Source organism: Pectobacterium sp. IFB5596, assembly GCF_021432585.1.
In the GTDB taxonomy this organism is placed as follows: domain Bacteria; phylum Pseudomonadota; class Gammaproteobacteria; order Enterobacterales; family Enterobacteriaceae; genus Pectobacterium; species Pectobacterium punjabense.
In genome coordinates, this window is the sequence record NZ_LXFY01000030.1 from 204,464 (window position 1) to 227,747 (window position 23,284).

Sequence of the window (23,284 nt, forward strand, 5' to 3'; positions counted from 1 at the left end):
AACGCCGTTCAATGACGAACGGCGTTGGTTATGTCGATTTAGCGATGTACTACCTGGCAGATCAGTACGTTTCTTTACCGTATTGCAATGAGCGAGGCCCGTACAGCATCCCGCGTGGATGACCTGCCGCGAGCAGGCGCGAGCTGGTCACGCCAGCAACATCATGGCCTTTGTCGGAGATCGTGTCCGCAATCTGGCTCACCGCAGCCTGCACCAGAGCACCGATGATGCCGCCGTTAGAATTTGATTGCTGCTCGTTGCTGGAAGCCGTTGCGCTTCCGCTCCACAGCAGTTTGCCGGTACGCAGATCAACCAGACGCGCATCCGCAGAAACGCGGGTTTCGCTGCTAATCACGATGTATGACGTGCCGTACTCTTTCACATCCAGATATAACGCAGCATCAGCACCAAAAATTTGGTGCAGCTTCGCCGTGCTCAGCGCATGGATATCCGACGCGGTAGATAAGCCATTCTGTTTGAACGTTTCATCCACTACCGCAACAGGCAATACGTAATAACCGGATTCTGCCAGCGGGTAGGTGACTTGTGAAAGCAGACTGTAGCTTGCTTTCACATCAGGAGAATGGTTAACCGGCGGTAAGACCAGAATAGACTTCGGCTTACTCTGCTTAAATGACGTGTAGTCATAAGGTACGGGTTTAGCACAGCCAGTCAGCACCAGCGCAAAAACCAGACCACATAATCCTAAGAAACGATTCATTTAATATTCCCTTTATTTTTGCTCAACAGGAAGTCCATGAAAGGTGCTGATTCAGGGAATTTCGCTTTTTCAGTTTCAAACTGTTGGCGAGCTTCACTATCACGGCCAGTATTGGCGTACAGCAACCCAAGTTGAGCATAGAGTCCCGGCGGAACAGGCTTATTTGCGGCTTTCGCTTTTTCGATCGACTCATTCAGAGCAAGGATCTGTTGTTCTGGACCGACTTTATCTTGTTGATAATAATCATAAAGCGCAGGCTGATAGTTGTCCCAGCTGTAAATCGTTTTCGGCGCGGACGCGCAGCCAGCCAGTACCGCTACTGCCAATAGCAGGGTAACTTTCTTATGAGATAACATGGTTATATTCCTATTCCATTAGTTCGCTGGGCGCCAGGCACCGCTTTCAATTCCTGCAACCAGATTATTGACGGCTTCACGAATAGCCAAATCCAGCACTTTACCGTTCAGCGTCGAGTCATAACTGGCCGTACCGCCGAAACCGATAATTTCACGGTTGGACAACGTGTACTCGCCCGCACCTTGTACGGAATACACCACTTCAGACGTTTGTACGTTCACCACATTCAACGTGGTTTTTGCGTAAGCAACCTGTGTTTTACCGCGACCAAGGATGCCCCACAGTTGATGGTCACCCACCTCTTTGCGACCAAACTCGGTCACATCGCCGGTAACAACATAGGTCGCGCCTTTCAGCGTCTGCGTTTGCCCTTTAATACCCGCTTCTGCTTTCAGCTCTTCCATGTTGGTGCGATCCAACACGTTAAAACGGCCACTCTGCTGAAGATGGCTCACAAGAATGGTCTTGGATTGATTACCTAAGCGGTCAACACCATCAGAAAAAATACCGTTCATGTAGTTAGAGCGGTTTTCAAATTTTCCGACAGAAATCGGGCTGCGAACGCCCTGATAAGGCGTACTGTAAGAAGTCACTTTTTGGGCTTCTACGGTACGAGAAGACTCTGTGGCACATCCGCTCAATAGCGCAGCTGACATGAATACAGAACATAGAACGACTTTTTTATTCATAACACTATCCCTTAGTGACTATTAACCCTGAGCAAGCCCTGTTATTGATTCATAATGAAAATATCGTAAAAAATATTATTTAGCTTAAACACTGTTTTGCTGCATTTAAATGATGTCCGGCATTATGAAGGGCGTAAGTAAAAGTAACGAGTTATTTCATAGGAAAATTAACAAAAGTAATGAAAATCAGAATTTTTACCCGAGATAAATCACAATAAACCGGATAAAAAACAAGGTTATATGCAACCATGCCATTACTTTCACCTAACATCGCAACCCACTGAAACGATTCAATAATTTCATGAATAACACGAGTGGAATTTAACATTAACCGACTTTTTACCTGCTTTATATCAAGGTCAGAGAGTTATCCAGCTATTAGGATAAAGGCCACGATCGAGGGATCAAGGGTGGGAAAAGGTAATGAACCGATTTGTTATTGCCAGTACTCAAGACTGCATGGGGTGCCATGCATGTGAAATCGCCTGTGTGATTTCACACAATGACGACCGCTATCCAGATAGCGCTACGGTATTTCAGCCCAGAATCAAGGCGTTCAATACGCCAAAGCTTCGGGCTGCCGTGACATGCCGTCACTGTGAAGATGCACCCTGCGCAGGCGTGTGCCCAACACAGGCCTTGATCAGAAAGGACAATAGCATTCAGCTCGTTCAGGAAAAGTGCATCGGCTGCAAAAGCTGTGTACTAGCTTGCCCGTTTGGCGCGATGTCGATGGTAACAAACCCTGTGGACAACAGCACCGTCGCTCATAAATGCGATCTCTGCGCCGACCGCCCAGAAGGACAAGCGTGTGTGGCAGCCTGCCCAACGCAGGCATTGCAGTTAGTCAGTGAACAAACGCTAGCTGACCGTCGCCAAGAGAAACAGCACGTGATGGCGCAACGTTCAGCTTCCCACTGGCAGCGTGAAACGCCCGTGCTGAAAACGGTGACGACTAATCCACTCAGTAAAAGAAAAAACTGGCCACGCCGGGATGCAGAGAAAAAGCCGCTGACCAAGAGAACCTCAACGTTTGATGAAATCTATCATGGCTTCTCCGTGCAGCAGACGGAAGATCAGGCTGACCGCTGCCTTTCCTGTGGCAAACGCGCGATCTGCGAGTGGACCTGTCCGCTGCATAACAATATTCCCGAATTGCTAAGCCTGGCAAAGCAAGGTCGCATTCTTGAAGCCGTCGAGCTCTCGCATCAAACCAGCAGCCTGCCAGAAATCTGTGGTCGGGTATGCCCGCAGGACCGATTATGCGAAGGGGCTTGTACGCTGGGCAAAGAATATGGCGCGATCACCATCGGCAACGTTGAGCGCTACATTACCGATACCGCGATGGAAATGGGCTGGTCGCCCGATATGACGCGTGTCATTCCCAGCGGAAAGCGTGCCGCGATCGTCGGGGCTGGCCCGGCTGGGCTAGCCTGTGCCGATGTGTTGGCACGCAACGGCGTACAGGCCGTCGTGTTCGATCGTCACCCGGAAATTGGTGGCCTGCTCACGTTCGGGATTCCGTCGTTCAAACTGGACAAAGACGTTCTGATTCATCGTCGTGAAGTATTCCGCTCAATGGGCATCAACTTCCAGCTGAATACCGAGGTGGGGAAAGACATTTCTCTGGCTCAGCTTCTGGACGACTATGACACCGTTTTCCTCGGTGTGGGCACCTATCGCTCCATGAAAGCCAATATTGATAATGAAGAGGCACCCGGCGTCTTCGACGCGCTTCCTTTCCTGATCGCCAATACCAAACACGTTATGGGATTACCTGAATTAGACGATGAGCCCTATATCTCGATGGCGGGCAAACGCGTCGTCGTGCTCGGCGGTGGGGACACTGCGATGGACTGCCTGCGCACATCCGTTCGGCAAGGTGCGATATCTGTAACCTGCGCCTATCGTCGTGATGAAGCCAACATGCCCGGTTCGAAAAAAGAGGTGAAAAACTCCCGCGAAGAAGGCGTGGAGTTCATGTTTAACGTCCAGCCACAAAAAATCTGCCTCAATGAACAGGGCGAAGTGTGCGGTATTAGTCTGGTTCGTACCGAACTGGGCGAGCCTGATGCCAGCGGCCGCCGTCGTCCGCGCCCCATTCCTGGCTCGGAATTCATTCAACCCGCAGAAGCCGTAATAACCGCATTTGGTTTTCAGTCACACAGAATGCCATGGCTGGAAGAAGCGGACGTCGAGCTAGATGATTGGGGATACATCACAGCCCCTCTCGATAGTCAGATACCTTGCCAAACCAATCATCCGCGTATTTTTGCTGGCGGTGACGCCGTACGCGGTGCCGATCTGGTGGTTACCGCCATTGCGGATGGACGAAAAGCCGCATTGGGAATGATTGCGACAATGGGGCTGACCGCCGTAACCGGGGCTATTCCCGCCCACCCGCAACGCCCAGAGATGAACGCAACCCGCGAGGAGGTCCGCTCATGAATCAATTTGTTATCGCCGAAGCAGAAAAATGTATCGGCTGCCGGACTTGTGAGATCGCCTGCGCGGTCGCTCATAGCGGTGGCCAAAGTGCACAACTGCGGCCATCTCATTTCTTTCCCCGCCTGAAAGTGATTAAAAGCGCCAGCATCAGCGTACCCGTTCTTTGTCGCCAGTGTGAGAACGCCCCCTGTGCCAGCGTGTGCCCAAATGACGCGCTGGTGCGCGATCGAGACAGTGTTCAGGTTATCCAGTCCCGCTGCATCGGCTGCAAAAGCTGTGTGGTCGCCTGTCCCTTCGGTGCCATCAATGTGGTAACGAAAGCCTCAAATGACGAGAATACGCAAAGTGAAGTCCACAAATGCGACTTATGCGTCGATGTAGCTCCAAGCCCTTCCTGTGTCAGCGTGTGTCCGACATCGGCGCTGCGATTAGTGACAGAGGATGAGTTGCGCAAGCAGACGCGGGAAAAACAACAGCGTTCCGCATTGGGATGGTCAAGCCATTAAACAGGCGGGAATGTGGCGGACAGGGAAGGATCGCTAAACAACACGCAATACAGAAAATTCGTTGTGCCTAATTAATAATTATCGCCGATTTATCCATCGATTTTTCTTTAGATCACATATTAGTCTGATAATATGCATTGGTAGTACCTGATAGGTTCCCATCTTTTATCACGATCATGGAGTGAACAATGACCTGCCATTTTGTCAGGTGGACAAGCACGGAAGCGCTTCCTGAATTACAAAGACTGCCTGATAGGCTCATCTCATCAACACAAAGTTTTTCAGCCAAACGCCGTGAGCGTTATCTGAAAAGCCGAGCGCTGCTGGCTGAGATGATGTTCTATTTTTTCGGTTATCCGCTGTTACCCACGCTGCTGGTGTCCCCTGAAGGTCGTCCTTATTTTGCCGATCCTAATCTACCCAATTTCAGCATCGGCTATGCAGGCAATACGATTGCTATCCTCCTGAGCGAAGAGGGAAGCGTCGGTATGGATATCGAAATCGTTCATGTCAGGCCAACAAATCAGACCGTCCCACAGATGCAGGCGCAAACGCAGGCTGAACAGGCGTGGATTGACGCTCAGCGCGACCCACTGGAAGCGGCAACGCAATTATGCACCATTCGTCAGTCGCTGGTGAAAATGCCTGGTGCAAATAGCCATCTTCCCCATAACCTTAAACTTCACCCCGCCTCCGGCAGGCTACGTTCAACCGACATACCAGCCGTAGAAGTGATGAGCGATGTTGATGATTATCTTGCATGGGCCTGCGCCCATATCCCCACGCTTAACCGACTCGTCATGTGGAAATACACATCGGCATCGGGCATGAGAAAGTCGGGGGAAATCTTACAGCAGCAGCGCCAATCTGTACGCTATATGAAGTTAACCAGCCATACGATAGAAAAAGTCACCTCTACCGCATCACAGTAGCCATCTGCCTCGTCGCTGGCTGAGGCTCCGGGAAACCCCGGAGCCACGAACCAATTAATGCCCGTCGATAAACACGATTTTCAGCAGGAACAGCAGTGCAACCACCACCACGCAAGGGCTGATTTCACGCCAACGCCCCGTCGCCAACTTCATCACACAGTAAGAAATGAAGCCCAGCGCGATCCCTTCAGTAATCGAGAAGCTGAACGGCATCATCACCGCGGTAATAAAGGCAGGAACGGCTTCGGTCAGGTCGTCCCACTTCACGCGTGCCAGGCTGGACGTCATCAATACGCCCACGTAAATCAGCGCGCCAGCGGCCGCATAGGCAGGCACCATACCCGCCAGCGGTGACAGGAAGATCACCAGCAGGAACAGCAGGCCAACAACCACAGCAGTCAGACCGGTGCGTCCACCCACGGACACACCTGAAGAACTTTCAATATACGCAGTAACAGATGATGTCCCGATAAATGAACCCGCCACAGAGCTGATGCTATCAACATACAGCGCCTGCTTCATACGCGGGAACTTACCGCGAGCATCGACCAGTCCAGCTTTGTCCGTCACGCCAATCAGCGTGCCAGAGGAGTCAAACAGGTTAACCAGCATGAAGGAGAAAATAATGCCGGACATCCCGAGGTTCAGCGCCCCCATCAGATCAACCTGACCGACCACCGACGTTACGCTTGGCGGCAGTGAAAACACGCCAGTAAATTTAACATCACCCAGCAACAGGCCGATTGAGGTCGTCACCACGATGGAAATCAGCACAGCGGCGTGAATATTACGTGAAGCCAGCGCCACAATGATGAAAAAGCCCAGAGCACCCAACAGCACGCTGTGTGAAGTCAGGTTACCAATCGTCACCAGTGTTTCAGGGTTGGGAACGATAATACCGGCGTTTTTTAGGCCCATCATGGCAATAAACAACCCGATACCACTGGCAATACCCAGACGCAGACTAAGCGGGATATTGGCGATCATCCAATAGCGAATCTGGAAGATAGTCAGCAACAGGAAACCGATTGCGCCCCAGAAAATAGCGCCCATCGCCACCTGCCATGGCAGCCCCATCGCACCTACAACAACAAAAGCGAAAAACGCATTCAATCCCATTGCCGGAGCCAGTGCCACAGGCAGGTTAGCCAGCAGCCCCATTAAAATACTGCCGAATGCCGCAATCAGACAGGTGGTCACAAAGACCGCTTTGGTATCCATCCCCGCGACGCCCAAAATCTGCGGGTTAACAAAAACGATGTAAACCATCGTCAAAAACGTCGTGAAACCAGCAATCGTTTCCGTACGTGCTGTAGTGCCATGTTGTTTAAGCTTAAACACGCGCTCCAGCAGGCCCTGCTCGGTAGCAGAACCGGGTTGTGATTTATTCATTAGTACCAATCCAAAGAAGGGAATAACTGTCGTCGGGTATCCTATAACAAAATTCTACGTTTTTACGTTGATCCCACGTTTTTTTTCATCAAATAAGAAGAACCTATTAACCCCATGGCTATTGCGCCGAAATCCCTCGTTTGAAACCCCTTAATTTTCTGCAAGATCGCCGTGAAAATAGCTTTATATACTCTAAATAATTCGAGTTTCAGGAAGGCGGCAAGAGAAGGAATCCCGATAAGCTTACTCAAGTAAGTGATTCGGGTGACTGAACGCTGCCAACGCACATGCAACTTGAAGTATGACGAGTATAGGTCGCAATATTGGGTCAATTAGTTAAAGTAAGAGTCATCGGCTTAATCCTGATCACTTAAGTCCATTTTTAGGAGAAACACGGGGATGAGGTTCCCACAGGAAGCCTCGCCATGTGGTCGCTCCGTGTATTTCGGTTCTTACATGATCGGCATTAGGTATTTGCTTTATTTCATCGATAAGGATTAGTCATGCCCCGTATTGAATGCGTCTTCTTCGACTGTGATGGCACGCTGGTTGATAGCGAAGTGCTGTGTTGCCAGGCCTATGTGAATATCTTCATTCCGTATGGGGTGAACTTATCGCTGGAGGAGGTGATAAAAACCTACAAGGGCGTGAAGCTGTACGAGATTATTGCCCGCATCAGCCAGCAGCATGGCTTAACCGTATCGGTAGAAGACGCGGAGCGTCATTTCCGGCAAGAAGTGAAGCGTCTGTTCGATGAGTACCTGCAACCTATCGAGGGTGCACGTGAATTAGTGCAGTCCATCACCGTCCCGATGGCGGTGGTTTCCAACGGCCCGGTGAGTAAGATGCAGCATTCGCTCGGCCTGACGCACATGCTCGATTTGTTTGGCGACCATCTCTATAGCGGCTACGATCTGAAAAAGTGGAAACCCGACCCAGCAGTGCTGTATCACGCCGCCGAGCAGTTACAGCTTCCTGTTGAACACTGCATTCTGGTTGAAGATTCTGCCGCTGGCGTACAGGCAGGCATCGCGGCGGGCATTCCCGTGTTCTATTACTGCGCCGATCCCCACAACCAGCCGATTCATCACCCGCTGGTCACGATGTTTGACGATATGCGCGAACTGCCGCAAATCTGGCGCGAAAAAGGCTGGACTATCACCGCGCAATAACCGCATTTCAGGCTGGCTTATTCCGCCACCACAGCAGACGACGCTTCGGCTGCTTTTCCTGCTGGCTAAAACGGGCATTAACCGCATTCGCCAGCAGTTCCAGCGACAGGCAAAACACAAAGTAGACCAGCGCGACAAACAGGAAAACTTCCATCGGGTAGACCATGCTGCGGTTATTGACCTGCGTAGCAAGAAAGGTCAGTTCGCCAACGCCAACAATGTAGGCCAGTGAGGTATCTTTAATCAGGGAAATCCACTGGTTAATAAAGGAAGGCACCATCATCCGCAGCGCCTGCGGAAGTACAATTTGCCACAGTACCTGCCAGCGGCTCAGCCCCAGCGAGAGTCCGGCCTGCCACTGACCACGCCCGATGGCGACAATGCCCGCCTTTACACCATGAGCCAGATATGCCGAGGCGATCAGCGCCAGCGCGCACACCACGGTAGTGATTTCAGGGATATCAACACCAAACACGATCGGCAACAGGAAGTAAGTCCAGAAAATCAGCATAATGACGGGAATCGCCCGGAAGAACCCTAGCACCATCGCCAACAGCGCGCTCCATACGCCTCGCGACATCGCCAGCGCCACGCCCAAAATCGTCCCTAAAACGGCAGAGGCGACGCCCGCCAGCAGGCTCATCACCAGCGTCAGCGCCGCGCCACCCAGTGGCCCCTCAGGGAACGTACCCCACATCAAATAGCCGATATTATCGGTGATAACGGTAAAATCCATCTCAGTGCTTCTCCGCCAAACCACGCTGCTGGCGCCACATGCCCCAGCCTTCCATCACGGCAATAATCACGATGTACAACACCGTCGCCACGCCAAATGCCTGAAACGTACGCAAGGTTTCCGTTTCCACCTGACGCGACGCGTAGGACAACTCGGCGACGCCAATTGCCATCGTCAACGACGAGTTCTTAACGATATTCATGTACTGCCCAAGCAGCGGCGGCAGAGCAATCTTTAGCGCTTGCGGCAGCACCACGTAACGCATGGATTGCCAGCCCGTTAACCCCAGAGCATGCGCGGCATACTTCTGCCCACGCGCCACGCCGCGAATACCGGAGCGGATCTCTTCCGCAATGAACGCGCTGGAGTAGAGCGTCAACCCGGCCAATCCAGCCAAAAATTCAAAAGAAGGCCACGCTAATGTCGTGCCCAACAACGAGATGGTATGAGGGGTATTCAGCCATTGCATCATCTCTGAGGGGAAAAGCTGCCCAGCACCGAAATACCAAAAAAACAGCTGTACTAGCAGCGGCGTATTACGAAATAGCGAGCTATATGCCACAACGGCGCCACGCAACACGTGAATCTGACTGTCTCTGGCCGCTGCCAGCAGAAAACCCAACACCGTAGACAGCACGATCGTACCGAGGGAAATACCCAGTGTGATCAGGAAACCGTGCCACAGCCAGATAAGATATTGGGGAGCCAACAGCCACGACTCAAGCGATTGCAGCGCCGTATCCATACGTTTTATCTCTCTTTGTCATTATCACGAGGTACAAATAGAAATGCCCCCTGCAATAGGATGCAGAGGGCGAGGATCATAGCACTGAATACGTTAGCTATCAGGATTTAGGCTGCTGATCCAACGGGGCAAAGGTGAAATCACCGCGCGGTTGAGATGATTTCGTGCTCGGCCCGAACCAGCGATCGTAAATGGTCTTCGCTTCGCCCTGTTTTTCCAGATTAATCAGCGTGTCATTAATCTTCGCTGTCAGACGCTCTTCGCCCTTCGGAATACCAACACCTTGATATTCTTTGGTAATGCTGAACGGAGAAATTTCGAATTCGGCCTTCTGTGCATCAGGCACGTTAGCCAGCAAGCCGACCAGTTTGGCATCATCCTGCGTGATAGCCTGAACATTGCCGTTACGCAGCGCGGCAAAAGCCAACGGCGTATCGTCGTAAGAAATCACTTTGGCGGTCGGGTAATGTTCGCGCAGGGTAATTTCCTGCACGGTGCCCTTATCCGCACCGATACGCAGCGTTTTGATGTCGTCCGGCGTTTTCAATACGCCTTTACGGGCGATGAATTTTTGTCCGGTCGCGAAGTAAGGAATACTAAAGTTAACCTGCTTGGCGCGCTCATCGGTAATAGTGAAATTCGCGGCAATCAGATCGACTTTCTGCGAACTTAGCAGAGGAATACGGTTAGCCGGGTTGGTCGCACGCAGCTCAACCTTCACGCCCAGCGCCTTACCAATTGCCTCGGCGATATCCACATCATAACCCACCAGCTTTTTGCTCTGCGGATCGACGTAGCCAAACGGCGGATTGCTGTCGAAGACGGCAATTTTCACCACGCCCACCTTCTGAATATCATCCAGTTTGTCTGCTTGTGCAGCACCAGAAACGGAAGCCAACCCGGCCAACAACGTCACGGTCAAAATATGCTTTTTCATTCCCTGCCCCTTAATTATTGCTGTATTAACAGCAGGCTATCAGCAGGGTGAAAACGCGGGAAATAACATAAATAGCTATAATATAACCTTATGTTACTTCGGTATTCTGGCAGATTATCCTGACTCAGGTACGGCTAGGTAGATTGATGGAAAACGGCAGACTACCGGCGAGTACGTCATCAATTTGGCTGGCTACCTCATCAAAGAGCGCATAGCGTCGGCGGTATTCTGCCCGCTTGCGGCTGGGAATGTCCTGTTCAGACTTTCTCGGAAGCGATAACGGCAGCGTAATGTTGCCATCAGACCGCGGTTGACCACCGTGAGCGAAAAGGAAAGCATTGTAGTCGGCCAGAAAAACATGGCGTTTCTTACTGCGATAGCGCCAGTGTTTATAGATATGCGTTTCGTTACTGACTGCGATAACGCGCGCCAGATTAAGGCAACGAGCCAGGTTAAGCAGGCCTTCCAGAAGAATGCGTTTGGGGAACAGGCTGTGGCAATCTCGCGTCGCACCCTGAATAACGTGATGCGGCGTTTGTGCATCCGGCCCTTGGATTCCACCGATAAACAGGCTCATTTCCCCCTCAATGCACAGGATGGAGAATGTCATCTGTGCCAGCACGTGCTCGCTGGTCTCAAGCTGTAGGGAAAGTTCACCTTCCTTACACATTTGATCGTTAGTCATCAGGCGAAGCGTGTAATTTTCACCGCCTTTTCCCTGAAAATTGGCCAATACATTACCGCCCCCGTTCTGGCTATATAGCAAACGCTGGCGGTGTGACGGCAATGATTGAATAAAACGGTAATGATCTATTAAGGCCGTACAGGTTTGATGTGTCGGCAGTGATGCCATCAGGTAGGGGCGCTGGAGCTTACTATAAAGCTCATTGCCGTCACGTTGAAAAATATCCTGTACGGGATAATCGACGATAAAACTGAGCCATTTCATGGTCAGCAGCGGGTGAAGCATCACTCGGGATGTATATTTTATACGCCACTGGAGACTCTCCCAGCGCCGATCCGGCTTATGTTTACCCGTTGCTAATGCCAGTAACAGGGAAAATGCGGCACGAAACTGGGTCTTCGTACTGCCAAGTGATTGTGTAGAGGTAATGTCCATGAATGCCACCATGATTAAGATGACGAAATCGTAACGGGACATTCATCAATGAAACTAAAATCGCGACGCCGAAAAAGCAGCGTTCTCTCGTTCGTTGAAGATTAATTTAAGATAGGCGCTCACCTAATGGCGATCGTTTAAGCATCGAGATACTCGGGCGACCACAGGGGTGAGGCCTCCCTGCGGGAACCTCCCCCTGTGTTTCCCTAACAACGGGCTTAAGTGACCTGTATTAGGTGCTCGCCTGTTTTTCCTGATGTACTCAGCGTAACGCCACTTTTCTCCCAGACAGTACCAGCCAGGTCATCATCCCCCCAATGAGTCCCCAAAACGCCGCGCCAATGCCCCACAGCGTTAATCCAGACGCGGTAATCAGGAAAGTGACCACCGCCGCATCGCGCTGCTCTTCATCCAGCAAGGCGCGATACAAACTGCCCGAAATAGTGCTAAGCAGCGCTAAACCAGCGATAGCATGAATCAGCGGCTGCGGCAGCGCGGTAAAAAGCTGCCCGATCGATCCACCGAAAACGCCCGCCAGTAGATAAAATCCACCTGCCGCGACAGCGGCAAGATAGCGTTTTTTTGGATCGGGATGCACATCTGATCCCATACAGATCGCGGCAGTAATCGCGGCAATACACACGGAAAAGCCGCCGAACGGCGTCAATATCAACGCGATTAATGCCGTAATAGTAATCAGCGGCGATACGGGAATCTGATAGCCCGCGGCTTTCAGCGTGGCAACGCCCGGTGCATTCTGCGACGCCATAGTGACAATGAAAAACGGAATGCCGACACCCAGCAGAGACGCCCACGAAAAATGCGGCGCGATAAATTCCGGCACGGCAAATACCAGCGGCGAATCAGAAACCGCAATTTGCCCACGCCATAACGCTAGCAACAGGCCTGCAAGCAGCGTTAACACAATGGCAAAGCGGGGTAGCAGCCGACGGCTGAGCAAATACGTCACGCACATCGCAAAAGCGAGCCAGAAATCCTGTTGCAGAGAAAGAAAGGCATCTGCACCAAAGCGCAGCAGAATCCCTGCCAACATCGCAGCAGAAATGGCTTGTGGAATGACGTTCATCAAGCGGGCAAACAGACCCGTAATCCCGCAGATAAAAATAAGCGCAGAAGAAAACAGGAATACGCCGATCGCCTCATTGAGCGACGTACCCGGCAAGCTGGTGACCAGCAGCGCCGCCCCCGGCGTTGACCAGGCAGCCAGTATCGGCGCACGGTAATACAGCGATAGGCTAATCGACGCCAGTCCTTGGGCAATCCCTAACATGGTTAACCAGCCGCCGATCTGCACCGCACTGGCACCCGCCGCTTCCGCTGCCTGAAAAATGATGGCGGCTGAACTGGTGTAGCCCACCAGCACCGCAACAAAACCTGCGATGAGGGTCGAAAACGTGACATCTTTTAGCGCAAATGACGCAGGCATGGTATAGCATCCCACTCTTATCGTGCGCTATAACGCACAGAAAGCGTTAACATAGCAGCGTGCGTTATAACGCACAAGCAGGAGCCAACATCGATGTCTGATGAGTTAACTTGCCGTATTGGCGATACATTGAAAGCGTTAAGGCAGGAGAAAAACTGGAGCCTCACGCGAGCAGCGGAAGAAACGGGTGTCAGTAAAGCGATGCTCGGTCAGATCGAGCGCGGTGAATCCAGCCCGACGGTCGCGATTCTGTGGAAAATTGCGACGGGCCTAAATGTCGCGTTCTCAACCTTTATTGAACCGACGCTCACGGATGAAGACGTGACGTATCGCTCAGGGGCTGGTTCAACATTCAGGGAAAATGCCGCAGGAATGCGCGCGGTACCACTCTTTCCCTACGACGAAAAACTGCATTTCGATATGCTGGTTATTGAGCTAGCTGCGGGTGCCAGCAGCACATCATCGCCACATGAAAACGGGGTGATCGAGCATATTATTGTGTTGGAAGGCCAGTTAGAGATGACCGTTGATGGGCAGACCCACTTATTGTCCACCGGTGACGCCCTGCGCTTTGCCGCCGACAGAGAGCACGGCTACCACAATCCTACCAACACCACGGTGCGCTTCCACGATTTGATTCACTATCCGTAACCTGAGCGATTTCTGTCCCAATAGGGTTAAAAATCAAATAAATAGATATTGATAGCAAAAATACGTATTAGACAATCGGCGCGCGCGAAATAGAATTTCTTCCCATTCGTTTTATGGGGTTAACGTTCTATGGGTCAGTTAAAAGCCAATACCGTACATCGTGCGAGTTTATTCTCACGGTGCATTACGCCGTTATTCTTGTTCTCCGTATTTTCAGCCACCTCACCAGAGGCAACGGCCAAATTAACCATTGCGATGGATGGCGCTTCTCCGCCTTATAATTACAGTACCTCAAACGGAAAAATCGAAGGGTTTGAAGTAGACCTCATTAACGACCTGTGCAAAAGAATCAACGAAGAATGCACCGTCATTAGTCAGTCTTGGGAAGGTATTATTCCCGCCCTGCTCGCTAAAAGATACGATGCCATCATGTCGGGCATCTCTATTACGGAAGAGCGAAAAAAACAGATAGATTTTACTCACCCTTATTCAACCACACCCAGTTGGCTGGTTGGCTCAGGGGCGCTGTTTAAAAACATCATCACATCAGACGCCGCTATCGCCGCACTCAAAGGGAAATCGCTCGGCGTCCAGCGCGGGACCATTCAGCAAGCGATTGCCGATAACACCTTTCGCCAGCAGGGTGTCGAGATTAAGGAATACGACACCGACGATAACCTGAAAATCGATCTGGAAGCGGGACGTTTGGATGCCGTATTAGGCGTATCGGTCAATCTCACTCCGCTGCTGGAAGGCCAGCATCAGGACACCTTTATTCGATTCGGACCAGAAATCGCCGATGAGGGCGGTATCGGTATCGCGCTGCGTAAAGATGAACAGGCCTTAAAGGAAAAACTCAATAACGCCATTGACGCCGCAATCCATGATGGCACGGTGTCGGCGTTATCCATCAAATGGCTGAAGTTCGATTCCATTCCTAAAACGCCGTCAGCATGAGTGCCTTCGATTGGAATTGGCTGTTTCTGTTGATACAGGCGGCTTGGGTAACGCTGTATGTCGCAGGGTTCAGCTTTATTCTTGCCGTACTGATCGCTATTGTCGTCGTTTACGGACGTTTGTCCTCCCGTCCGGTGTTGTGCCGGGCGGCGCAAGCCTATGTCTGGATACTGCGCGGCGTGCCCGATTTATTGATTATTTATTTCTTTTTCTTCGGCGGTATCCTCTTCCTGAGCGATATTTCCGCGTTTCTGGATAGTGCCGCCATCGTTCCGTCCCCCGTTATCACGGGGATTATCGCCGTGGGGATTACCAGCTCTGCGCTGCTATCGGAAGTGTTCCGCGGTGCTGTCCTCGCTATCGATAAAATCTATATTGAATCGGCAACCGCCTTTGGCATGACGGGGCGAAAGCTGCTCACCCGCATTATTATCCCCTTAGCGCTGCCCACGGCGTTACCCGGCATTGGCAATATCTGGTTAACCACCTTAAAAGCCTCATCGCTCGTGTCCGTGGTCGGTGTCATGGAGATCCTGCGACAAGCCCAAATTGCCGCAGGCTCAACGCGTCTACCGTTTGTTTTTTATTCGATAGCAGCCTTGTTGTATATGGTCGTGGCACTAGTGTCATCCTGGTGGGTAGGCGGATGGGAGCGACGCATCGCGGCGAAAAAAGGGGCCGCGCAATGAACGGGGAATGGCTCACTACGGTAACCTCGCTACTCGCTGGCGTGCCGTTAACGCTGGCAATCACCGCATCAACCTTATTATTCAGCGTGTTGATCGGCATCGGATTGTCGCTGTTAAAAACATCTGGGATCAAGGGACTGGTGCGGCTAACGGATAGCTATCTTTTTGTTTTCCGTACGGTTCCGGTGCTCTTGCAGCTATTTCTTGTCTATTACGGTGCCGGGCAATTTTCTTTCATACGCCATAGCGTACTCTGGCCCTATTTTCGCGATCCCCTCTGGTGCGCCATCATCGTGTTATCGCTTTATCAGGCTTCGTACGTGTGTGAAGTCTTTCGTGGTGGCCTACGCGCCGTCGATAATGGGATGATCGAAGCGGGGAAAAGTCTGGGGCTGTCGACGGTCAAGATCTACCGTTTTATTGTCTTTCCGCTGGCGTTACGTCAGGCGCTGCCCGCCTACAGTAACGAAGTCGGTCGCGCCATTCAGGTCACGTCGTTAACCTCCACGATTACGCTCGCAGAAGTCACCGGTATCGCCAGAACCATCATTAGCAAAACGTACAGCGTGTTTCCGGTCATTACCGTCGCAGGCGTGATCTATATTGTTATTACGCTCGTCGCTACGGGCATCGTGTATCGCCTGGAGCGTCATCTGACAAATTATCGTCATGATAAAAAATCGGCCAGTCAGCCCCATAAGCTTCGCGCCAAAAACAGTGCATCCTAAACATGACAACACATTCTCTTTCTGGTGCGATGACCGATAGCCGGGACGCTATTTTACGGGTCAGCCATCTGAGTAAACATTACGGCGCGGTTAGCGTGCTACATGACATCTCATTACAAGCGCGCAAAGGGGGCGTGGTTTCGCTACTTGGCCGTTCCGGTTCAGGGAAATCTACGTTATTGCGCTGCCTGAATTTCCTCGAATTAGCGGATACTGGCAATATTTCATTGCTGGACGAAACAATCTCGCTATCGCCCTCATGCGATCCACGGCACCTCAGCGCCGCGATTACCCGTCTACGCCGGCGAATGGGCATGGTTTTTCAAAATTACCGCCTTTGGCCCCACCTCACGTTATTGCAAAACATCACGGAGGTTCCCATTCAGTTATGGCATACCCCAAAACAAGTAGCGATCGAGCAAGCAGAACATTTGCTCCAGCGGGTGGGGTTATATCAACGAAAACACCACTATCCGGCGCAGTTATCTGGCGGACAACAGCAGCGCGGCGCGATTGCCAGAGCCTTAGCGGTCAATCCTGAAATACTCCTGCTAGACGAACCCACATCGGCCCTCGACCCAGAGCTCGTTGGTGAGGTACTGGCAGTCATCCGTTCTCTGGCGCAAGAAGGGAGAACGATGGTGATCGTCACGCACGAAATTGCCTTTGCACGTGAAGTATCCGATCAGATTTTATTCTTACATCAGGGGCGCATTGATACACAAGGGTCGCCGGATGCCCTGTTCAGCAGCGGCGGTTCGGATCGCTTCAACACATTTATACGGGCATTATGATCGTTGAGCGTTATGCACTCGCTCACAAAAAAAGGAACCAGAAATGACGAAAGCACAGGCAACAGGACATTGGGCGGAACGCGATCGCAAGGTCGTTCAGCACGTCAGCGGGAACCGTGCCAATAAAGAACGTTTTGTGTTGGTCAAAGGTAAAGGGAGCACGGTATGGGATGAACATGGCCGTGCCTTTCTCGACGCTCATGCGGGAGCCTGGCTGGCTCAGGTAGGTCACGGGCGCCGGGAGTTGGCACAGGTGGCCGCTCAGCAAATGGAACAGTTGGCGCACTTCACGACAGCAGCCTACTTTGCTAATCCCCCGTCTATCGAGTTAGCCGAGAAACTCATTTCGCGTGCGCCCCGAAATATAGGAAAAGTTCGGTTCATGAGCAGCGGTTCAGAAGCCGATGATGAGGCGTTACAGCTTGTACGCCTTTTCCACCAGCGCCGTGGCGAACCACAACGAAAAAAAATACTGGTTCATCGTGGTGCTTTTCATGGCCGTACCTATGGCGGTTTAGAGCTGATGGGCATCCATCAGGGAAATGGCGATGCTCAGGTCATCCAGTTAACGCCGCCGTGGTCCTATCATTCCGAGTGGTTCAACCAGCAGAGTGCGACAGATTTCTGCCTACAGGAATTGGATGAGGCAATTCGCGAACACGGAGCCGAAAATATTGCCGCCCTATTTGGCGAACTGGTTTGGGGGCCTGCGGGCATGATCCCAGCCCCGGACGACTATTGGCCGAAGGTTGCCGCGTTGCTGAAGAAACACGGCATTCTGTTTGTGGTTGATGAAGTGGTGACAGCCTTCGGCAGAGCCGGAGCCTGGTTTACCGCCAATGATTATCAGCTCACACCCGATGTGATCGTGCTGGCGAAGGGAATTGCCAGCGGATATATGCCGATTGCCGCTCTGCTGCTCAGCGAATCATTCGCAGAAACCATTGAAGGTGCTGGTGGTGGTGGATCGTTCGCAGGGCATCTGGTTGCCTGCGCCGTCGCCAGCGCCAATATCGATATCATCGAGAATGAGCAATTGGTTCAGGCTTCCCGCACGCGCGGCGAACAGTTACTTAGCGCGTTGGCACCATTAAACGATCTGGGGATAGTCGGCAATATTCGCGGTCGCGGGTTAATGATTGGTCTGGAACTGGTGGCGGATAAGGCCACGAAGGTATCGCTCTTCCGCCACTATCCCGAACTGCTGGCAGAGATTCCTCGGTACGCACGTGAAAAGGAAGGGGTCATTCTGTCCATTCATGGTGGCGCACTGTCGCTGACACCACCGCTGGTCATTACCGCTGACGAGGTGGATCGGCTTGTACATTCGGTGGAAAACACGCTGAGGCATGCCACCACGTGGATCGGTCGCAAGTAACCACAAAGAAACTAACGCCCTGCAAGCAGGGCGTTATCAGAGGCTAAGCGCGGAATCGCGTTACTCTTCCGCTTTCTTGTCTTTCTCAGCCAACAGCTTTTCCAGCGCATCACCACCAAGGTGGCGAAAATCCTGACCTTTGACAAAGTAGAAGATAAATTCGCAGATGTTCTGACAACGATCGCCGATACGCTCAATAGAACGGGCGCAGAACAACGCCGTCAGTACACTCGGGATAGTACGAGGATCTTCCATCATGTGAGTCATCAACTGACGCACAATCCCTTCGTACTCTTTATCCACTTTCTTATCTTCACGATAAATACGGATTGCTTCGTCCAGATCCATACGGGCAAAGGCATCCAGCACATCATGCAGCATCTGCACGGTGTGGCGGCCCAATGATTCCAGGCTCACCAGCAGCGGCTGATGCTGATGGGAGAATTTCTCCAGCGCGGTGCGACAGATTTTATCCGCCACATCGCCGATACGCTCCAGCTCAGAGATGGTTTTGATGATCGCCATCACCAAACGCAGATCGCTGGCGGTCGGCTGACGTTTCGCAATAATGCGCACGCAGGCTTCATCGATCGCCACTTCCATCATGTTAACTTTGGCGTCGCCTTCAATCACCTGCTGAGCCAGCTCCGCATCCTGATTATGCATCGCGGTAATCGCATCACTCAGCTGTTGCTCCACCAGCCCGCCCATAGTCAGGACCTGCGTGCGAATGTGTTCCAGTTCGGCGTTAAACTGACCGGAAATGTGTTTGTTCAGATTCAGATTATCCATGATGCTTTCCTAATCAACCGTAACGGCCGGTGATGTAATCTTCAGTCTGCTTCTGCCGTGGGGCAGTAAACAGGGTATCAGTATCGCTGAACTCAATCAGCTCACCTAAATACATAAACGCCGTATGATCTGAACAACGCGCTGCCTGCTGCATGTTATGCGTCACGATGACCACGGTGTAATCTTTTTTCAGCTCAGAGATCAGCTCTTCAATGCGACCGGTAGAAATCGGGTCGAGTGCAGAGCACGGTTCATCCAGCAGCAAGACATCCGGGCGAATCGCAATACCGCGCGCAATACATAAACGCTGCTGTTGACCACCAGACAGGCTGTAGCCGCTCTGATGCAGCTTATCTTTCGTTTCCTGCCACAGCGCCGCTTTGGTTAGCGCCCACTGAACACGCTCATCCATATCCGCGCGGGACAGCTTCTCAAACAGGCGAACACCAAACGCAATGTTATCGTAAATGGACATCGGGAACGGCGTCGGCTTCTGGAAAACCATCCCCACCTTGGCACGCAGCAGCGCGATATCTTGCTTATCGGTCAGGATGTTATTGCCATCCAGCAGGATATCGCCCTCGGCGCGCTGCTCAGGGTAGAGCTGATACATTTTGTTCAACGTACGCAGCAGCGTGGATTTACCACAGCCGGACGGACCAATAAACGCGGTAACCTGATTCGCGGCAATATCCAGCGTAATGTTTTTCAACGCATGGAATTTTCCATAATAGAAATTCAGATCGCGTACCTGGATTTTGTTGGATGTCTCAGTAGCCATACTCATCAAGACTTCTCTCTTTTTCCTGGCGATGACTGGCAACGCCTTGAATTTGTTTAGTGTTTTTCAGCTAATTACGGTTTTTAGCGAATTAGTGTTTCTTCGCAGAGAAAATAACACGCGCCAGAATATTCAGTAGCAGAACGCACAGCGTAATCAGCAGTACACCCGCCCAGGCCAGCTGTTGCCATTCCACAAACGGGCTCATAGCAAACTTAAATATGGTGACCGGCAGGTTAGCAATCGGATGCATCAGATCCGTGCTCCAGAACTGATTCGACAGCGATGTAAACAGCAGCGGCGCCGTTTCCCCCGCAATACGTGCGATAGCCAGCAGCACCCCGGTGATAATGCCCGATACCGATGCTTTCAGCGTAATCGCAGAAATCATTTTCCATTTCGGCGTACCCAGTGCATAAGCCGCTTCACGCAGGCTATCCGGCACCAGTTTGAGCATATTCTCTGTGGTACGAATCACAATCGGCACCTGCAACAGCGCCAGTGCAATCACACCCGCCCAACCGGAGAAATGCTGCATCTTGGCTACCACTAGCGTGTAGACAAACAACCCAACCACAATGGAAGGCGCTGACAGCAGAATATCGTTGATGAAGCGAATCACTTCGGCGATCCAGGATTTACGACCGTATTCCGCCAGATAGATGCCCGCCATAATCCCCAGCGGCGTACCCAACAGGGTTGCCCATAGAATTAGCAATCCGCTACCAACGATGGCATTCGCTAATCCACCACCTGCCGTATTAGGCGGCGGTGTCATCTCGGTAAACAATGCCAAAGACATGCCATCGATGCCTCGAGTCACCGTCGAGAACAGTATCCAAATCAGCCAAAACAGGCCAAAAGCCATCGTGGACATGGATAAGAACAGCGCAATGCGGTTTTTCTGGCGACGCCAGGCCTGCATTTTACGTCGCGAGCGTGCCAGTGCGGCTTCTTGCTCTATGCCTAATGTCGCCATTAGCGCGCCCCCTCATTTTTTGCCAGACGCATCACCATCAGCTTTGAACACGCCAGAACAATAAAGGTAATAACAAACAGGATCAGACCCAGCTCCATCAGCGCCGCTGTGTGCACGCCGGATTCGGCTTCGGCGAATTCATTCGCCAACGCAGAGGTAATACTGTTGCCCGGCATATACAGCGACGCGCTGTCGAGCTGGTAAGTGTTCCCAATGATAAAGGTAACGGCCATGGTTTCCCCCAAGGCGCGCCCCAATCCCAACATCACCCCGCCGATGACACCATTCTTGGTGTAAGGCAGCACAATGCGCCAGATCACTTCCCACGTCGTACAGCCGATGCCGTAGGCGGACTCTTTCATCATGACTGGCGTTTGCTCAAACACGTCACGCATGACCGCTGCAATATAAGGGATAATCATGATGGCCAAAATAACGCCAGCTGCCAGAATACCAATCCCGAACGCCGGGCCAGAGAACAGTGAACCAACAATAGGGATGCCGGACAGGACGTTGCCTACTGGCTGCTGGAAATATTTGGCAAATAGCGGAGCAAAGATAAACAGCCCCCACATGCCGTAAACAATACTTGGTATGGCCGCCAGCAATTCAATTGCTACGCCAAGCGGGCGTTTCAACCAAGCTGGTGCCAGCTCTGTCAGAAATAACGCAATCCCGAAGCTAATCGGAATCGCAATAATCAGTGCGATCAGTGAGGTTACGACGGTACCGTAAATAGGAACCAGTGCACCAAACTGCTCTGCGGGCGCATCCCACTCTTTCGTCCACAAGAAGGCAAAACCGAACTTCTCGATGCTAGGCCAGGACGCCACAATCAGGGAAACAATGATGCCTCCCAACAGCAGGAGCGTGACCAGCGCCGCCAGTTTTACCAGCGTGCTGAAGAGGATATCGCCATATTTTCCCGGGGCTTTGATAGTTGGCTTGTACTCCGCCATACGTCTCTCTTCTCGTTTTAACTGCATTTAATAAGCTATTGAAGGCAGAGAGGTTGCTATCACCTCTCCGCCTCGATACGACGTGTTATTCCACTACCGTATTTCCAGCACCTGACAACCTCATCACGCTCTGGTTATCAACACGACTGGTCGATACAATAATTAATACAGTGCTTTACCGCTGCTGTCTTTTACCTGGGTTTTCCAGGCAGCACGGATTTGCTCAACCACTTCTTTCGGCAGTGTGGCGTAGTCCAGCGCTTCGGCTTGCTCGCCGCCTTTCTTGAACGCCCAGTCGAAGAATTTCAACACTTCAGCGCCCTGCTCAGGTTTATCCTGCTTGGTGTGAACCAGGATGAAGGTGGTTGAGGTGATCGGCCATGCATCAGCGCCTTTCTGGTTCGTCAGATCCTGAGCGAAAGACTTGCTCCAGTCGATCTCTTTAGCCGCATTGCTGAAGCTGGTGCCAGTTGGGCTAACCGCTTTGCCATCGGCAGAAATCAGTTTGGTGTAAGCCAGGTTGTTCTGCTTGGCATACGCATATTCTACGTAACCAATAGAACCAGGCAGACGCTGTACGAACGCTGCGATACCATCGTTACCTTTACCGCCCAGACCGGTCGGCCAGTTCACAGTAGAACCCGCACCAATCTTCTCTTTCCACTCTGGATTCACTTTCGCCAGATAGCTGGTGAACACGAAAGACGTACCAGAACCATCAGCACGACGAACGACAGCGATATCCTGATCCGGCAGCTTGGCATTCGGGTTCAGTTTGGTAATTGCCGGGTCGTTCCATTTTTTGATGTTGCCCAGGTAGATATCACCCAGTGTTTTACCGTCCAGCGTCAATTCGCCAGATTTGATACCAGGAACGTTCACTGCCAGTACCACGCCACCGATAACGGTTGGGAACTGGAATAAACCATCCTGTGCTAATTTGTCGTCAGCCAGAGGCGCGTCAGAGGCACCGAAATCTACCGTTTTAGCGATAATTTGTTTTACACCACCAGAAGAACCGATGCCTTGATAGTTAACTTTATTACCGGTTTCTTTTTGATAGGAATCAGCCCATTTGGCATAAACAGGCGCAGGGAATGTCGCACCGGCACCGGTGAGGTTAGCAGCAAAAGCAGAAAATGCCGTCAGAGAAAAGGTTGCCGCAACAACACTGGCAAGAGTGGTACGCATCAGTTTCATAATCCCTCCTGTGGGATACTCGACGTGTCGACGTAGAGCCGTTATCAAATCAGAGTTATCAAATCAGAGTGTAGTTCGCAGGAGGAAAAATAGGACAATTTAGTGACAGTAAAATGTACGCAATGTGACAGTTTTATGACAAGCAAGAAAATCGCTTGGCAGCATAGGATATAG

General features: G+C 51.7%; 24 protein-coding genes. 10 read left to right on the forward strand and 14 right to left on the reverse strand.

Annotated elements, in window-relative coordinates:
- Positions 1–61: 61 nt before the first annotated feature.
- The 3 genes from A6301_RS18665 to A6301_RS18675 are packed head-to-tail and all read right to left on the reverse strand — an operon-like array spanning position 62 to position 1,767.
- On the reverse strand, positions 62–721 hold the full coding sequence (locus A6301_RS18665) for a DUF799 domain-containing protein (RefSeq protein WP_205540607.1): 660 nt from the start codon (positions 719–721) through the stop codon (positions 62–64).
- A complete protein-coding gene (locus A6301_RS18670; protein WP_107168562.1) occupies positions 718–1,077 on the reverse strand; it encodes a DUF4810 domain-containing protein in 360 nt (119 codons plus the stop codon). The genes A6301_RS18665 and A6301_RS18670 overlap by 4 nt, the downstream gene beginning before the upstream one ends.
- Positions 1,078–1,095: 18 nt before the next feature.
- The gene (locus A6301_RS18675) at positions 1,096–1,767 is read right to left on the reverse strand and encodes a CsgG/HfaB family protein (RefSeq protein ID WP_015842352.1); all 672 of its coding nucleotides are present in this window, start codon (positions 1,765–1,767) and stop codon (positions 1,096–1,098) included.
- Positions 1,768–2,190: 423 nt separating this feature from the next.
- On the opposite strand from A6301_RS18675, the gene aegA reads away from it, so the two are divergent.
- From aegA to A6301_RS18690, 3 genes are all read left to right on the forward strand, one after another.
- Entirely contained in the window at positions 2,191–4,215 is a 2,025-nt protein-coding gene (gene aegA / locus A6301_RS18680) for a formate-dependent uric acid utilization protein AegA (RefSeq protein ID WP_234258473.1), read from the forward strand.
- Entirely contained in the window at positions 4,212–4,721 is a 510-nt protein-coding gene (locus A6301_RS18685; protein WP_205540605.1) for a 4Fe-4S binding protein, read from the forward strand. Before aegA ends, A6301_RS18685 begins: the two co-directional genes overlap by 4 nt.
- Before the next feature lie 188 nt (positions 4,722–4,909).
- Positions 4,910–5,653 carry a 4'-phosphopantetheinyl transferase superfamily protein gene (locus A6301_RS18690; RefSeq protein ID WP_107168559.1) on the forward strand — a complete coding sequence of 248 codons (744 nt, stop codon included), beginning with the start codon at positions 4,910–4,912 and terminating at the stop codon, positions 5,651–5,653.
- Between the two features lie 54 nt (positions 5,654–5,707).
- On the opposite strand, the gene A6301_RS18695 is transcribed toward A6301_RS18690, so the two are convergent.
- Positions 5,708–7,045, reverse strand: coding sequence for an NCS2 family permease (locus tag A6301_RS18695; RefSeq protein WP_107168558.1), 1,338 nt, complete (start codon positions 7,043–7,045; stop codon positions 5,708–5,710).
- A 503-nt stretch (positions 7,046–7,548) separates the two neighbouring features.
- Between A6301_RS18695 and yieH the strand changes: the two genes are divergently transcribed.
- Entirely contained in the window at positions 7,549–8,217 is a 669-nt protein-coding gene (yieH, locus tag A6301_RS18700) for a 6-phosphogluconate phosphatase (protein ID WP_234258474.1), read from the forward strand.
- 7 nt (positions 8,218–8,224) lie between these two features.
- On the opposite strand, the gene A6301_RS18705 is transcribed toward yieH, so the two are convergent.
- The 5 genes from A6301_RS18705 to A6301_RS18725 form a co-directional block, all read right to left on the reverse strand.
- A complete protein-coding gene (locus A6301_RS18705) occupies positions 8,225–8,953 on the reverse strand; it encodes an amino acid ABC transporter permease (RefSeq protein ID WP_234258475.1) in 729 nt (242 codons plus the stop codon).
- 1 nt (position 8,954) lies between these two features.
- Entirely contained in the window at positions 8,955–9,698 is a 744-nt protein-coding gene (locus tag A6301_RS18710; RefSeq protein WP_107168554.1) for an amino acid ABC transporter permease, read from the reverse strand.
- Positions 9,699–9,798: 100 nt separating this feature from the next.
- Entirely contained in the window at positions 9,799–10,635 is an 837-nt protein-coding gene (locus A6301_RS18715) for an ABC transporter substrate-binding protein (protein WP_234258476.1), read from the reverse strand.
- A gap of 124 nt (positions 10,636–10,759) precedes the next feature.
- A complete protein-coding gene (locus A6301_RS18720; protein ID WP_234258477.1) occupies positions 10,760–11,755 on the reverse strand; it encodes a VirK/YbjX family protein in 996 nt (331 codons plus the stop codon).
- Between the two features lie 262 nt (positions 11,756–12,017).
- The gene (locus A6301_RS18725; RefSeq protein WP_234258478.1) at positions 12,018–13,202 is read right to left on the reverse strand and encodes a benzoate/H(+) symporter BenE family transporter; all 1,185 of its coding nucleotides are present in this window, start codon (positions 13,200–13,202) and stop codon (positions 12,018–12,020) included.
- A gap of 93 nt (positions 13,203–13,295) precedes the next feature.
- On the opposite strand from A6301_RS18725, the gene A6301_RS18730 reads away from it, so the two are divergent.
- The 6 genes from A6301_RS18730 to A6301_RS18755 all read left to right on the forward strand — a co-directional run bounded on the left by A6301_RS18730 (position 13,296) and on the right by A6301_RS18755 (position 18,399).
- On the forward strand, positions 13,296–13,853 hold the full coding sequence (locus A6301_RS18730) for a helix-turn-helix domain-containing protein (protein WP_234258479.1): 558 nt from the start codon (positions 13,296–13,298) through the stop codon (positions 13,851–13,853).
- Between the two features lie 129 nt (positions 13,854–13,982).
- Positions 13,983–14,810 (forward strand): transporter substrate-binding domain-containing protein, encoded by an 828-nt coding sequence (locus A6301_RS18735; protein WP_234258480.1) that lies wholly within the window; start codon positions 13,983–13,985, stop codon positions 14,808–14,810.
- A complete protein-coding gene (locus A6301_RS18740; RefSeq protein ID WP_234258481.1) occupies positions 14,807–15,499 on the forward strand; it encodes an ABC transporter permease subunit in 693 nt (230 codons plus the stop codon). Before A6301_RS18735 ends, A6301_RS18740 begins: the two co-directional genes overlap by 4 nt.
- Positions 15,496–16,227 (forward strand): ABC transporter permease, encoded by a 732-nt coding sequence (locus A6301_RS18745; RefSeq protein ID WP_234258482.1) that lies wholly within the window; start codon positions 15,496–15,498, stop codon positions 16,225–16,227. Before A6301_RS18740 ends, A6301_RS18745 begins: the two co-directional genes overlap by 4 nt.
- Before the next feature lie 29 nt (positions 16,228–16,256).
- Entirely contained in the window at positions 16,257–17,021 is a 765-nt protein-coding gene (locus A6301_RS18750) for an amino acid ABC transporter ATP-binding protein (RefSeq protein ID WP_234258498.1), read from the forward strand.
- Positions 17,022–17,064: 43 nt separating this feature from the next.
- Complete coding sequence (locus A6301_RS18755) at positions 17,065–18,399, forward strand: aspartate aminotransferase family protein (protein ID WP_234258483.1); 1,335 nt, start codon at positions 17,065–17,067, stop codon at positions 18,397–18,399.
- 60 nt (positions 18,400–18,459) lie between these two features.
- On the opposite strand, the gene phoU is transcribed toward A6301_RS18755, so the two are convergent.
- From phoU to pstS, 5 genes are all read right to left on the reverse strand, one after another.
- Positions 18,460–19,191: a phosphate signaling complex protein PhoU gene (gene phoU, locus A6301_RS18760; RefSeq protein WP_107168545.1), complete on the reverse strand. Its 732-nt coding sequence runs from the start codon at positions 19,189–19,191 to the stop codon at positions 18,460–18,462.
- Positions 19,192–19,204: 13 nt separating this feature from the next.
- Entirely contained in the window at positions 19,205–19,978 is a 774-nt protein-coding gene (gene pstB, locus A6301_RS18765; protein ID WP_010681437.1) for a phosphate ABC transporter ATP-binding protein PstB, read from the reverse strand.
- 85 nt (positions 19,979–20,063) lie between these two features.
- The gene (gene pstA / locus A6301_RS18770) at positions 20,064–20,951 is read right to left on the reverse strand and encodes a phosphate ABC transporter permease PstA (protein WP_107168544.1); all 888 of its coding nucleotides are present in this window, start codon (positions 20,949–20,951) and stop codon (positions 20,064–20,066) included.
- On the reverse strand, positions 20,951–21,910 hold the full coding sequence (pstC, locus tag A6301_RS18775; RefSeq protein ID WP_005976607.1) for a phosphate ABC transporter permease PstC: 960 nt from the start codon (positions 21,908–21,910) through the stop codon (positions 20,951–20,953). The genes pstA and pstC overlap by 1 nt, the downstream gene beginning before the upstream one ends.
- A 162-nt stretch (positions 21,911–22,072) precedes the next feature.
- Positions 22,073–23,110 (reverse strand): phosphate ABC transporter substrate-binding protein PstS, encoded by a 1,038-nt coding sequence (gene pstS / locus A6301_RS18780; RefSeq protein WP_107168543.1) that lies wholly within the window; start codon positions 23,108–23,110, stop codon positions 22,073–22,075.
- Between the last annotated feature and the right edge of the window lie 174 nt (positions 23,111–23,284).